We start from the raw sequence: 13396 nt of genomic DNA on the forward strand, positions 1-13396 counted from the left end.
CAGGCCCTGGCCATCGGTGACGACAGCGGCACCACGTCCGCCAGCGGCAACGGCGCCTCGTCGGAGTTCGGCAACTCGGCGACCTTCGGCGACATGAGCCCGCAGCTCTCGCTGGTCCAGGGTTCGCTGAACAAGCCGTGCATCGGCCTGCCGGCCAAGGTCAACGCCCAGTCGATCATCGCGGCCCTCAACATCGGCGTGCAGGACATCCCGATCCTGTCGGCCCCGCAGAACCAGCAGTGTGTCGAGAACAGCACCCAGGCCAAGGGCGACGAGCCGCTGTCGCACATCCTGGACGACATCTCGGCCCTCTCGGGCAACGGCGCGGGCAACGGCTGAGCCTCACCCTGACGTACCGCGACGGCGGGTCACCGGTTCTCCGGTGACCCGCCGTTTCGTATGCGTCCAGTGTGTTCGGGGTGTTCGGGTTACGAGACGACGTCCTTGCGGGCGAAGCCGCGGAAGGCCAGGGCGAAGAGGATCAGGGCATAGGTCACGGAGACGGCGGTGCCCTGGATCATGCCGGACCACTCGGGGGTGGGCTGGACGGCGTCGGCCCAGGCGAACTGCCAGTGCGCGGGCAGGAAGTCGCGCCAGTCACCGAGGGCGGTGACGGCGTCGAGGACGTTGCCGACGATGGTCAGGCCGACCGCGCCGCCGACCGCGCCGAGGGGCGCGTCGGTCTTCGTCGAGAGCCAGAACGCCAGGCCTGCGGTGACCAGTTGGGAGACGAAGACGTACCCGACGACGATCACGAGCCGGCCGGCCGCGGTGCCCGGGTCGAGGGCGCCGCCGGTGGGCAGTTCCAGTGGGCCCCAGCCGTAGGCGGCGGTGCCGACGGCGAGGGCGACGACCGGGAGCAGGACCATCGCGGCGAGGCTGAGGCCGAGGCCGACGACGAGCTTGGACCACAGCAGCCGGGCCCGGGGCACGGGCGCGGCGAGGAGGTAGCGCAGGGAGGACCAGCCGGCCTCCGAGGCGACCGTGTCGCCGCAGAACAGGGCGACCGGGATGACGAGCAGGAAGCCCGCCGACACGAACAGGTTGACGGCGGCGAAGTTGGCGCCGGACGCGGTCGCCGTGTCCATCAGGGTGACCCGGTCGTTGCGGCCGCCGGGCTCGCCGCCGATCGCGAAGGCGATGAGCAGGACGAACGGCAGGACGGCGAGGATGCCGCCCATGATCAGCGTGCGGCGGCGCTTGAGCTGGCGGACCAGTTCGACGCGCAGCGGCAGTGTGCGGCCCGCCTGGTAGCCGGAGGCGACCTCGGTGAGCGTGCTCATGCGGAACCTCCGATCAGGGTGAGGAAGGCGTCCTCCAGGCGGCGGTGCGGGCCGACCGACGTCACGGGCACGTCGAGCCGGACGAGTTCGGCGACCAGGTGGTGGGCGGTGCCGTCGGTGTCCAGGCGGATCAGCAGGCCGTCGTCGGCGGGGACCGCGGAGGCCACGCCGGGCAGGGCTGCGATCTTCTCGGCGAGCGGCTCGGTCACGGGGGCGGCGGTGCCGACGAGGAGGGTGTCGCCGGAGCCGACGATCTCGGCGACCGGGCCGGCCTGGACCAGCTTGCCGCGGTCCATGACGACGAGGTGCGTGCAGGTCTGCTCGACCTCGGACAGCAGATGGCTGGAGACGATCACCGTGCGGCCGGCGGCCGCGTAGCGGATCATCACCTCGCGCATCTCGCGGATCTGCGGCGGGTCGAGGCCGTTGGTCGGCTCGTCGAGGATGAGCAGGTCCGGGAGGCCCAGCATGGCCTGGGCGATGGCCAGGCGCTGGCGCATGCCCTGGGAGTAGGTGCGGACCGCGCGGGCGAGGGCGTCGCCGAGGCCGGCGATCTCCAGGGCCTCCGCGAGGTGGGCGTCGGCGGCCGGGCGGCCGGTGGCCTGCCAGTACAGCTCCAGGTTCTCGCGCCCGGAGAGGTGCGGGAGGAAGCCGGCGCCCTCGACGAAGGAGCCGACGCGGGACAGGACGGGGGCGCCGGGGCGGATGGCGTGGCCGAAGACGTGGATCTCGCCGGCGTCGGGCCTGATGAGGCCCATCAGCATGCGCAGGGTGGTCGTCTTGCCCGCGCCGTTCGGCCCGAGGAGGCCGAGGACCTGGCCCTTCTCGACGCGGAAGGAGAGGTCGCGGACGCTGTAGCGGTCGCCGTTCGCGTACTTCTTGCTCAGGTCGGTGATCTGGAGCGGGACCTCGGCGAGGGCCGGGTCCGGGGCGGGGGTGGCGGTGCGGCGGCGGGCCGTCAGGAGCAGGGCGAGGGCGATCGCCGCGCCGGTGAGGGGCAGCCACCAGACCCAGGACGGGAGCGTGGCCGCCGCTGTCGTCACGGCGGGGGCGGTGGGGACCTCGAGGTCGCTCTTCAGGGAGACGGTGTACGTCGCCGGGGTGAGCGGGGAGGCGTAGCCGAGGTCGGTGGAGGCGAGGACCAGGCGCAGGCGGTGGCCGTCGTCGACCTTGTGGTCGATCGCCGGGAGGGTGATCGTGACGTCCTTGCCCGCCTTGGCGCCGTCGACGCGGACCGGGGCGACGAGCTGGGAGGGCAGCACCTGCTGGGCGCCGTCGGCGCCGACGTCGTAGACCTTGGCGAAGAGGACGGCCGTGTCGGTCGTCGACCTCACGTGGACGGTGACCTTCGGGGAGCCGGTGACGCGCAGGTCGCCGGTGACCGGTGCGGAGTCGTAGGCGGCGTACTGGCCGGGGAAGTCGAGGGAGACGCCGACGCCGAGGGCGGAGAGCTGGGAGAGGCCGCCGCCGCCGAGGCCGGGCAGGGCGGAGACGGCGGGCGGGTTGGCGCCGGCCGGGTTGGCGAAGGACTGCTCGGCGCGGCGGCCGGTCAGGGGGAACGCGTGCTCGCCGCTGGTCAGGCCGGGGTAGCTGTCCGCGCTCGCGCCGCGGAGTTGGGCGGCGCCGTCGGTGGAGTCGACGCCGCCGGTGCGGGTGACGCGGAAGGCGGGGCCGGTGTCGGCGGACTTGTCGCCCTTGAGGTACCGGTCGAACCAGTCGGTCACCCGGGCCTGCACACGGCTGGTCTCCATGTCGCCGCCGTCGTGGCCGCCCGCGATCCAGTCGACGTCGACGGGCGCGCCGTTGGCGCGGATCGCCTTCTCGGCGGCGTCGGACTGGGCGAGGGTGAAGAGGGAGTCGGTCTGGCCCTGGATCAGGAGGGTGGGGACCTTGATGCGGGTGGCGACGGCGGACGGCGAGCGCTCTTCGAGGAGCGTGCGGGCGGCGGCGTCGGGGGTGCCGGACTCGGCGACGCGCTCGTACATCGCGGCCAGCGCGGGTTCGAAGTGGGCCGCGCCGCCGCCGCTGTTGAAGAAGATGCCGGACCACAGCTTCTTGAAGACGCCGTCGGGGAACAGGGCGTCCGCGAGGTTCCAGTACGTGATCGCGGGGGCGATGGCGTCGACCCGGTCGTCATACCCTGCGGCGAGCAGGGAGACCGCGCCGCCGTAGGAGGCGCCGGCGACGCCCACGCGCGGGTCGCCGGGCTTGTCGAGCTGGACCTGCGGCTGCTTCGCCAGCCAGTCGATCAGCTTGGAGACGTCGGCGACCTCGCCCTTCGGGTCGTTCAGCCCGATCTTGCCGGTGGACCTGCCGAAGCCGCGCGCCGACCAGGTCAGCACCGCGTAGCCGTCCCGGGCGAGGTTCTCGGCCTGCCCGCGGACGTCGTCCTTGCTGCCGCCGAAGCCGTGCCCGAGGAGGACGGCGGGGCGGCGGCCGGCCGAACCGGCGGTGAAGTACGTGGTGTCCAGCTTCACGCCGTCCACGGCCATGACCCGGTCGGTGCTGCGCACCGCGGGCGTGCCGTCGTCGGCGGCGACGGCCGTCCAGGTACCGGCACCGGCGAGTACGACGACGGCGGCTGCGGCGGAAAGAAGCCGCCGCGGCCGCCGTGGCCCTCGCAGGCCGGACAGTCGAAGATCCATGCTTCAACCGTACGGGGTCAACCTGTCGCAGGCGTGTCACCCGAGACCGAACTCCGGGACCTCCTTGGGGCGTACGGGCCGGTGTCGTCGTACACCAGCCGCGGTACGCCCCCGGTGGCGGCGCGTGCTCAGTGGTTGCGCGGGAAGCCCAGGTCGACGCCGCCGGGGCCGTCGGCCGGGTCGGGCCAGCGGGTGGTGACGACCTTGCCGCGGGTGTAGAAGTGGGTGCCGTCGTTGCCGTAGATGTGGTGGTCGCCGAAGAGGGAGTCCTTCCAGCCGCCGAAGCTGTGGTAGCCGACGGGGACCGGGATCGGGACGTTCACGCCGACCATGCCGGCCTCGATCTCCAGTTGGAAGCGGCGGGCTGCGCCGCCGTCCCGGGTGAAGATCGCGGTGCCGTTGCCGTAGGGCGAGCTGTTGATCAGCGCCACGCCCTCGTCGTACGACTCGACGCGCAGGACGCACAGGACCGGGCCGAAGATCTCGTCCTGGTAGGCCTTCGCGGTGGTGGGGACCTTGTCGAGGAGCGAGATGCCGATCCAGTGGCCGTCCTCGAAGCCGTCGACCGTGTAGCCGGTGCCGTCCAGGACGACCTCCGCGCCCTCGGCCGCCGCGCCCGTGACGTAGGACGCCACCTTGTCGCGGTGGACGGCGGTGATGAGGGGGCCCATCTCGGAGGTGGGGTCGTTGCCGGGGCCGATCTTGATCTTCTCGGCGCGTTCGCGGATCTTCTGCACCAGTTCGTCGCCGATCGCGCCGACGGCGACGACCGCGGAGATCGCCATGCAGCGCTCGCCCGCCGAGCCGTAGGCGGCGGAGACGGCGGCGTCGGCCGCCGCGTCCAGGTCGGCGTCGGGGAGGACCAGCATGTGGTTCTTCGCGCCGCCCAGGGCCTGGACGCGCTTGTGGTTCGCGGACGCGGTGGTGTGGATGTAGCGGGCGATCGGGGTCGAGCCGACGAAGGAGACGGCCTTGACGTCCGGGTGGTCGAGGAGGCGGTCGACGGCCACCTTGTCGCCGTGGACGATGTTGAAGACGCCGTCGGGCAGGCCCGCCTCGGCGAGCAGCTCGGCGATCTTCAGCGAGGCCGACGGATCCTTCTCGGACGGCTTCAGCACGAACGTGTTGCCGCACGCGATGGCCATCGGGAACATCCACATCGGGACCATCGCCGGGAAGTTGAACGGCGTGATGCCCGCGACGACGCCCAGCGGCTGGCGCAGGGACGACACGTCCACGCGGCTGGCGACCTCGGTCGACAGCTCGCCCTTGAGCTGCACGGTGATCCCGCACGCCAGGTCGACGATCTCCAGGCCGCGCGCGACCTCGCCCAGCGCGTCGCTGTGCACCTTGCCGTGCTCGGCGGTGATCAGCTCCGCGATGGCGTCCCGGTTCGCGTCGAGCAGCGCCCGGAACTTGAACAGGATGGTGCTGCGCTTCGCGAGCGAGGTGGTGCCCCAGGTGGCGTACGCGCTCTTGGCTGCGGCGACGGCCGCGTCGACCTCGTCGACGGTCGCGAACGGGACCTTGGTGGTGACCGCGCCGGTCGCCGGGTCGGTGACGGGTCCGTAGGTACCCGACGCGCCCTCGACGGACCGGCCGCCGATCCAGTGGTTGACGATCTTCGTCATGACCCAGTACTCCTTCACAGATGGTGGCGTCGGGTGGAGACGTGCCGTTCGTACAGCTCGCGGGCCTTGACCGCGGACGGTCGGGTCGCGGTCTCGGCCACGGGCACATCCCACCAGGCCTGTGCGGGCGGGGGCCCCGACACAGTGTCGGCCGTTTCGGTCTCCACGTAGACACAAGTGGGAGTGTCGGCGCGGCGCGCCTCGGCCAGGGCCTCGCGCAGTTCGCGGACGGTCTTCGCGCGCAGCACCCGCATGCCGAGGCTGGCCGCGTTCGCGGCCAGGTCGACGGGGAGCGGGGCCCCGGTGAAGGTGCCGTCCGGCGAGGTGTAGCGGTAGGCGGTGGCGAAGCGCTCGCCGCCCACCCTCTCCGACAGACCGCCGATCGAGGCGTAGCCGTGGTTCTGCACGAGCAGGATCTTGATCGCGATCCCCTCCTGCACGGCCGTCACGATCTCGGTCGGCAGCATCAGGTACGTGCCGTCGCCGACCAGCGCCCAGACGTTGCGTTCGGGGGCGGCCAGTTTCACGCCGATCGCGGCCGGGATCTCGTAGCCCATGCAGGAGTAGCCGTACTCCAGGTGGTACTGGTCCCGGGAGCGGGTCCGCCACAGGCGGTGCAGGTCGCCGGGGAGCGAACCGGCCGCGTTGATGATCACGTCCGACTCGTCGGCGAGGGCGTCGAGCGCGCCGAGGACCTGGGGCTGGGTGGGGCGGACGTCGGGTTCGTCGGCCTCGTAGCAGGCGTCGACGCGCTGTTCCCAGCGCTCCTTGTCCTCGGAGTACTCGGTGACGTACGCGTCCGCGACCCGGTGGCCGTGCAGGCCCAGGGCCTGGGTGAGCTCCGTCAGGGCGCTGCGGGCGTCGGCGACGAGGGGGAGGCCGGCGAGCTTGTGGCCGTCGTAGGGGGCGATGTTGAGGTTGAGGAAGCGGACGCCGTCGCCGGTGAAGAGGGTGTTCGAGGCGGTGGTGAAGTCGGTGTAGCGGGTGCCGACGCCGATGACCAGGTCCGCGGTGCGGGCGAGTTCGTCGGCGGTGGCGGTGCCGGTGTGGCCGACGCCGCCGACGTCCTGCGGGTGGTCGTAGCGCAGGGAGCCCTTGCCCGCCTGGGTGGAGGCGACCGGGATGCCGGTGGCCTCGGCGAACTCGGCGAGGGCCGCCTCGGCGCGGCTGTGGTGGACGCCGCCGCCGGCGATGAGCAGGGGTCGCCGGGCGGCGCGGACGGCGGTGACCGCCTCGGCGAGTTCGGTGGGGTCGGCGCCGGGGCGGCGGACGACCCAGGTGCGCTCGGCGAAGAACTCGTCGGGCCAGTCGTGGGCCTCGGCCTGGACGTCCTGGGGCATCGCGAGGGTGACCGCGCCCGTGTCGACGGGGTCGGTGAGGACGCGCATGGCCTGGAGGGCGGCCGGGATGAGGGCTTCGGGGCGGGTGACGCGGTCGAAGTACTTCGACACCGGGCGCAGGGTGTCGTTGACGGACACGTCGCCCGCGTACGGGACTTCGAGCTGCTGGAGGACGGGGTCGGCGACGCGGGTCGCGAAGACGTCACCCGGGAGGAGGAGCACCGGGAGGTGGTTGACGGTGGCGAGGGCCGCGCCGGTGACCAGGTTGGTCGCGCCGGGGCCTATGGACGTCGTCACCGCGTGGGTGGAGAGGCGGTTGGACTGGCGGGCGTAGCCGACGGCCGCGTGCACCATCGACTGTTCGTTGCGGCCCTGGTGGAACGGCATCACGTCGCGGGCCTCGATGAGCGCCTGGCCGAGGCCCGCCACATTGCCGTGGCCGAAGATGCCCCAGGTCGCCTGGATCAGCCGCCGCCGGACGCCGTCGCGCTCGGTGTACTGGGCGGCGAGGAACCGGACGAGCGCCTGGGCCACCGTGAGCCTCGTCGTCGAAGTCGGCGCGGGCCGCACCGTCATCGGTAGCCCTCCGCGTGGTCCGGGTGGAAGCAGATCCGCCACTCCCGCTTCTCGCCCGGCCCGGCCATGACGTTCAGGTAGTACATCGCGTGGCCCGGCTGGGCGATCGACGGCCCGTGCCAGCCGTCCGGTACGAGGACGGCGTCGCCGGAGCGGACCTCGGCGAGGACCTCCGAGCCACCCTCGCGGGACGGGGACACGCGCTGGTAGCCGAAGCCGTTTCGGCCGTCGATCTCGAAGTAGTAGATCTCCTCGAGCTCGGCCTCCTCGCCCGGCCGGTTCTCGTCGTGCTTGTGCGGCGGGTACGAGGACCAGTTGCCGCCGGGGGTGATCACCTCGACGGCGATCAGCTTGTCGCACTCGAAGGCGTAGGCGGAGGCGAAGTTGCGCACCAGGCGGGTGCAGGTGCCGCTGCCGCGTTCTTCGACGGGGACCTCCGGCGCGGGGCCGTAGCGGGCGGGGAGTTGTCGCTCGCACTTCGCTCCTGCCAGGGCGAAGCGGCCTCCCGCGCCGGAGGCGATCGTGGCCTGGGCGTCCCGGGGAACGTACGCGAAGTCGGAGACCGACGCGAACACCGTTTCCCTGCCCAGGAGTTGGAACACTTTCTCGTCTACTTGTACGGTACAGCCGCCTTCGAGGGGGAGCACGATCCACTCGCTGTCACCGGTGGCGAAGGTGTGCGCGCCGCCCGGCGCCAGCTCGACGATCCGCAGACTGCTGTGGGTCCAGCCGGCCCGCCGCGGGTCGATGTCGAGCACGTAGTCGCCATCGGCGGCGCCGCCGCGCGGGATGTAGAGGCCCTGCGGGTCCTTCGGGGTGTGCGGCTCTGTGTTCGTCATACGCCGGCCCTCACAGCAGTCCTACGGCGGTGTCCACGGCGGCGGTGACGTCCCCGTCGGCCGGGTACAGCAGCGAGCGGCCGACCACCAGGCCCCGCACGGTGGGCAGTCGCAGCGCGCTGCGCCACTTCTCGTACGCGCCGTCCTGATCGTCGCCGACCTCGCCGCCCAGCAGGACCGCGGGGAGCGTGGACGTCTCCATGACCTCGGCCATGTCGTCGGGGTCGGCGGTGACGGGGAGTTTCAGCCAGGTGTAGGCCGAGGTGCCGCCCAGACCCGAGGCGATGGCGATCGACTTGACGACGGCCTCGGCGGAGAGGTCGTTCACCACCTTGCCCTCGGGGGTGCGGCGGCTGATGAACGGCTCGACGAAGAGCGGGAGTTTGCGGGCCGCCATGTCGTCGATGGCGCGGGCGGTGCTCTCCAGGGTGGTGAGGGAGCCCGGGTCGTCGTAGTCGAGGCGCAGCAGCAGCTTGCCCGCGTCGAAGTTCAGGCGCTGGATGTCCTCGGGGCGGTGCCCGGTGAAGCGGTCGTCGAGCTCGAAGACGGAGCCCTGGAGGCCGCCCCGGTTCAGCGAGCCCATGACGACCTTGCCGTCGAGCGCGCCGAGCAGGAGCAGGTCGTCCAGGATGTCGGCGGTCGCGAGGACACCGTCCACGCCGGGCCGGGACAGCGCGAGGACGAGGCGTTCCAGCAGGTCGGCGCGGTTGGCCATGGCGAGCCGGTCGCCGCCGACGCCGAGCGCGCCCCGGGCCGGGTGGTCGGCGGCGACGATCATCAGCCGGCCGGAGTCGTGGAGGAGCGGCCTGCGCAGGCGGCGGGCGGCCGCCTCGGCGATCGCCTCGGGGTGCTGCGCGCGCAGCCTGACGAGTTCGGAGACGTCGACGGCGCTCACCGTACGGCTCCCGCCTCGATCGCGGCTTCCACCTCGGCCGGCGTCGGCATCGCGGAGGAGCACTCCAGGCGGGAGGCGACGATCGCGCCGGCGGCGTTGGCGTGCCGCATGATCTTCTCCAGGTCCCAGCCCGCGAGCAGGCCGTGGCAGAGGGAGCCGCCGAAGGCGTCACCGGCGCCGAGGCCGTTGAGGACGTTCACCGGCAGCGGCGGGACCTCGGCGGTCTCGCCCTCGCGGTTGACGGCCAGGACGCCCTTGGGGCCCTGTTTGACGACGGCCAGCTCGACCCCGGCGTCCAGCAGCGCCTGCGCCGCCGCGCGCGGTTCGCGTACGCCGGTGGCCACCTCCACCTCGTCGAGGTTGCCGACGGCGACGGTGGTGTGGCGCAGGGCCTCCTCGTAGAAGGGGCGGGCGACGGCCGCCGGGTCACCCCCTGCCGGGTGCTTCCAAAACATGGGGCGCCAGTCGAGGTCGAAGACCGTGGTGCCGGACTTGGCCCGGTGGGCGAGGGCGGCGAGCGTCGCGCCGCGGCTGGGCTCCTCGCTGAGACCGGTGCCGGTGACCCAGAAGATACGGGCCTCGCGGACGGCGTCGAGGTCGAGCTCGTCGACGCCGATCTCCAGGTCCGGGGCCTTGGGCTGCCGGTAGAAGTACAGCGGGAAGTCGTCCGGCGGGAAGATCTCGCAGAAGGTGACGGGCGTCGGCAGGCCGGGCACCGGCGTCACCCAGCGGTCGTCCACGCCGAAGCCGCGCAGGGCCTCGTGCAGGTACGCGCCGAAGGGGTCGTCGCCGGTGCGGGTGATCACGGCCGTCTCGCGGCCGAGCCGGGCGGCGGCGACGGCGACGTTGGACGCCGATCCGCCCAGGAACTTCCCGAAGGACGTGACCTGCGGGAGCGGGACACCCGTCTGCAGCGGGTAGAGGTCCACGCCTATCCGCCCCATGGTGATCAGGTCGTACCCCATCGAGTTCCCTTTCGTACCGGCTCGTCCCCGCACGTACCTGTGTCGCATCGGCGCCGTATCGGCCCTCACGGCTTTGTAGCCCCGCTCGGAGGGCCCTGTCAATGTTTTGTCCAGACATTCGGACCAGACCTTGACACCCCCTTCCGGAGAACGCACCCTGGCGGCCATGACGTCGTTGTCACCTGAGTCCTCTCAGTCCTCACTTTCCCGCATCCGGGTCGGATCGGCCCCCGATAGCTGGGGCGTCTGGTTCCCGGACGATCCCGCCCAGGTCCCCTGGCAGCGCTTCCTCGACGAGGTGGCGCAGTCCGGCTACGAGTGGATCGAGCTCGGCCCCTACGGGTACCTGCCAACCGATCCCGCGATCCTCACCGCCGAGACCTCCAGGCGCGGCCTGAAGGTGTCCGCGGGCACGGTCTTCACCGGGCTGCACCACGGCACGGCCGTGTGGGAGAAGACCTGGGCGCACGTCGCGGACAACGCGGTGCTCGCGCAGGCGATGGGCGCGAAGCATCTGGTCGTCATCCCGTCCTTCTGGCGGGACGACAAGACCGGCGAGGTGCTGGAGCCGGACACGCTGACGCCCGAGCAGTGGCGCAACCTCACCTCGCTGACCGAGCGGCTGGGCAAGGAGGTGCGGGAGCGGTACGGGCTGCAGATCGTCGTCCACCCGCACGCCGACACCCACATCGACAGCGAGGAGAACGTCGTCCGGTTCCTGGACGGCACGGACTCCGACCTCGTGTCGCTGTGCCTGGACACCGGGCACTACGCGTACTGCGGCGGCGACAGCGTCAAGCTGATCGAGACGTACGGGGAGCGGATCGGGTACCTGCACCTCAAGCAGGTCGACCCGGAGATCCTCTCCGAGGTGAAGGCCAAGGGGACGCCGTTCGGGCCGGCCGTGGCCCAGGGCGTGATGTGCGAACCGCCCACCGGGGTACCGGAGTTGGGGCCGGTGCTGGCGGCTGCGGGGAAGCTGGACGTCGATCTCTTCGCGATCGTCGAGCAGGACATGTATCCCTGCGCGCCGGACGCTCCGCTGCCGATCGCACAACGGACCCGGGCGTTTTTGAGGTCCTGCGGGGCGTAGGCAGTTCGTCGCCTGCGGGTTGTTCGTGGCTGGTCGCGCAGTTCCCCGCACCCCTGGGGGGACTGCGGTGCCGCCAGTTGTCAACGCGCCCCTCCCGTAGGTACCGCGTGCACCTTTGCGTCACTCGTGTCACAAAAGACTCCCCCGTGTCACGCATGTCGCGTGTACGCGGGTTTTGGGTCACGTGCGGTCAACAGCCGCTTCCCGACAGTCACCGAGCGTCGTTCACGGGGCACTGGCTTGGTGATCGCCAGCGTGCGCCGGGCTCCCCCGGGCGGCCTCCCGGCCGCCGCCCCCGCGTACGCAGGGAGGTGCAGCTCATGACCGACCGAAGGCTCTGGTCCTACAAGGAGATCGCGGCTCACATCAAGGTGCAGCCGGACACCGTACGGTCCTACCGCAAGCACGGACTGCTGCCCGCGCCCGACCACGTCGAGGGCGGCAAGCCCTTCTGGTACGCCGACACCGTCCGCACCTGGGTCGCCTCCCGGCCGGGCAACCGGGGCCGCCGGTTCGACTGACCCCCACCGGGAGGGCCCCCACCGCCGGCGGGCCCTCCCTCAGCTCCACGGCTCGATGACCGTCACCCCCGCGCCCGGCGCCGCCCCCAGTGCCGCCAGCGCCTGCGGGACGGCGTCCAGGGTGATCGTCGACGTCACCAGGAGGTCGGGGCGCAGCACGCCCGTCCGGACCAGCTCCAGCATCTGCGGGTAGGCGTGCGCGGCCATGCCGTGGCTGCCGAGGATCTCCAGTTCGAGGGCGATGGCGCGGGCCAGCGGGACGGGGGTCGTGCCGTCCGCCGAGGGGAGCAGGCCGACCTGGACGTGCCGGCCGCGCCGGCGCAGGCCGTTCACCGAGGCGGCGCAGGTGGCGGGGGAACCGAGGGCGTCGAGGGAGAGGTGGGCGCCGCCGCCGGTCAGCTCACGGATCGCCGCCGCCGTGTCCGGCGTACGCGTCGCGTCCACGCATTCCGCAGCGCCGAACTTCCGCGCCAGGTCCAGGGCCTTCGGGGAGACGTCCACGGCGACCACCCGCGCTCCCGAGGCCGCCGCGATCATCACCGCCGAAAGGCCCACGCCTCCGCAGCCGTGCACCGCCACCCACTCCCCCGCCGCGACCCGGCCCTGCCGCACGACCGCCCGGAACGCCGTGGCGAACCGGCAGCCGAGGGAGGCGGCGGTGGCATACGACAGGTCGTCGGGGATCGCGATCAGGTTCACGTCGGCGTGATCGAGGGCCACGTACTGGGCGAAGGAGCCCCAGTGCGTGAAGCCGGGCTGGGTCTGCCGCTCGCACACCTGGTGGTCGCCGGCCGCGCAGGACGGGCAGGTGCCGCAGCCGCACACGAAGGGCACGGTGACGCGGTCGCCGGGCCGCCGGCCGGTGACGCGGTCGCCGACCGCCTCGACCACACCGGCGAGTTCGTGCCCCGGCACGTGCGGCAGGGCGATGTCCGGGTCGTGGCCCTGCCAGCCGTGCCAGTCGCTGCGGCAGAGACCGGTGGCCTCCACGCGGACGACCACTCCGTGCGGGGCGGGTCGGGGGTCGGGCAGCTCCCGTACCTCAAGGGGCCCGCCGTACCGCTCGAAGACAACCGCTCGCATCTGCGCTCCCATCGCGTTCCGCGCGCCCCTGACGGGGTGCTCGCCGCCACTCTCGCTCAGGCCGAACCGTTCATGGAAGTGCGCCAGTGGATGGGGAATACCCCCTAGGGGTATAGTGTGGGTTAACGGGAGACCTCTCATGGTCCCGATCGCCCCACCTGTGCCGCCACGAGGAGAACGACATGACCGCTCAAACCGACACCCCGGGCTCTGTCACCACCGTCTACAAGGTGAGCGGCATGAGCTGTGGGCACTGTGAGGGCGCCGTCTCCGGTGAGCTCTCCGAGCTTGCCGGGGTCGCCTCGGTGAAGGCCGTCGCCTCGACCGGTGAGGTCACGGTCGTCTCCACGGGGGCGCTCGACGACGAGGCCGTCCGCGCCGCTGTCGACGAGGCCGGGTTCGAGCTCGTCGGCCAGGCCTGAGACACACCCTCCGGCACCGCCCGGCACTCACCTTCCTCCACCCACCGGGCCGTACCGACCAGCTCATACTGGTTCCGTACGGTCCGGCCCGCTTCCTGGAGTA

The 13396-nt window shown here is 72.1% G+C and carries 12 protein-coding genes; 4 read left to right on the top strand and 8 right to left on the bottom strand.

Annotation, left to right across the window (positions count from 1 at the left end; translation table 11 throughout):
- Positions 1-339, top strand: a 339-nt coding sequence (locus BMZ82_RS37275; RefSeq protein ID WP_093781860.1) for a rodlin, incomplete at its 5' end; no start/stop codon positions are given.
- Positions 340-428: 89 nt separating this feature from the next.
- On the opposite strand, the gene BMZ82_RS37280 is transcribed toward BMZ82_RS37275, so the two are convergent.
- The 7 genes from BMZ82_RS37280 to iolC all read right to left on the bottom strand — a co-directional run bounded on the left by BMZ82_RS37280 (position 429) and on the right by iolC (position 10174).
- A complete protein-coding gene (locus BMZ82_RS37280; protein WP_093781840.1) occupies positions 429-1283 on the bottom strand; it encodes an ABC transporter permease in 855 nt (284 codons plus the stop codon).
- Entirely contained in the window at positions 1280-3928 is a 2649-nt protein-coding gene (locus BMZ82_RS37285) for an alpha/beta fold hydrolase (RefSeq protein ID WP_093781841.1), read from the bottom strand. Before BMZ82_RS37285 ends, BMZ82_RS37280 begins: the two co-directional genes overlap by 4 nt.
- A 128-nt stretch (positions 3929-4056) precedes the next feature.
- Positions 4057-5559 (bottom strand): CoA-acylating methylmalonate-semialdehyde dehydrogenase, encoded by a 1503-nt coding sequence (gene mmsA / locus BMZ82_RS37290; protein WP_093781842.1) that lies wholly within the window; start codon positions 5557-5559, stop codon positions 4057-4059.
- Positions 5560-5573: 14 nt separating this feature from the next.
- Complete coding sequence (gene iolD / locus BMZ82_RS37295; RefSeq protein ID WP_093781843.1) at positions 5574-7475, bottom strand: 3D-(3,5/4)-trihydroxycyclohexane-1,2-dione acylhydrolase (decyclizing); 1902 nt, start codon at positions 7473-7475, stop codon at positions 5574-5576.
- Positions 7472-8314 (bottom strand): 5-deoxy-glucuronate isomerase, encoded by an 843-nt coding sequence (gene iolB / locus BMZ82_RS37300; protein ID WP_093781844.1) that lies wholly within the window; start codon positions 8312-8314, stop codon positions 7472-7474. Before iolB ends, iolD begins: the two co-directional genes overlap by 4 nt.
- Before the next feature lie 10 nt (positions 8315-8324).
- Positions 8325-9209, bottom strand: coding sequence for a Cgl0159 family (beta/alpha)8-fold protein (locus BMZ82_RS37305; protein ID WP_093781845.1), 885 nt, complete (start codon positions 9207-9209; stop codon positions 8325-8327).
- A complete protein-coding gene (gene iolC, locus BMZ82_RS37310; protein WP_093781846.1) occupies positions 9206-10174 on the bottom strand; it encodes a 5-dehydro-2-deoxygluconokinase in 969 nt (322 codons plus the stop codon). Before iolC ends, BMZ82_RS37305 begins: the two co-directional genes overlap by 4 nt.
- A 166-nt stretch (positions 10175-10340) precedes the next feature.
- Here iolC and BMZ82_RS37315 point away from each other — a divergent pair, with 166 nt between their 5' ends.
- Both BMZ82_RS37315 and BMZ82_RS37320 read left to right on the top strand, forming a co-directional pair.
- Positions 10341-11267, top strand: coding sequence for a sugar phosphate isomerase/epimerase family protein (locus BMZ82_RS37315; RefSeq protein ID WP_093781847.1), 927 nt, complete (start codon positions 10341-10343; stop codon positions 11265-11267).
- 320 nt (positions 11268-11587) lie between these two features.
- Positions 11588-11788, top strand: a complete 201-nt coding sequence (locus BMZ82_RS37320) for a helix-turn-helix transcriptional regulator (RefSeq protein WP_093781848.1) — start codon at positions 11588-11590, stop codon at positions 11786-11788.
- 39 nt (positions 11789-11827) lie between these two features.
- Here the strand turns inward: BMZ82_RS37320 and BMZ82_RS37325 are convergent, their stop codons facing one another.
- A complete protein-coding gene (locus BMZ82_RS37325; protein ID WP_093781861.1) occupies positions 11828-12871 on the bottom strand; it encodes a zinc-dependent alcohol dehydrogenase family protein in 1044 nt (347 codons plus the stop codon).
- Positions 12872-13053: 182 nt separating this feature from the next.
- On the opposite strand from BMZ82_RS37325, the gene BMZ82_RS37330 reads away from it, so the two are divergent.
- Positions 13054-13293 carry a heavy-metal-associated domain-containing protein gene (locus BMZ82_RS37330; protein ID WP_093781849.1) on the top strand — a complete coding sequence of 80 codons (240 nt, stop codon included), beginning with the start codon at positions 13054-13056 and terminating at the stop codon, positions 13291-13293.
- The last annotated feature ends 103 nt before the right edge of the window (positions 13294-13396 follow it).

Origin of the sequence: Streptomyces sp. yr375 (assembly GCF_900110755.1) — a bacterium.
In the GTDB taxonomy this organism is placed as follows: Bacteria; Actinomycetota; Actinomycetes; order Streptomycetales; family Streptomycetaceae; genus Streptomyces.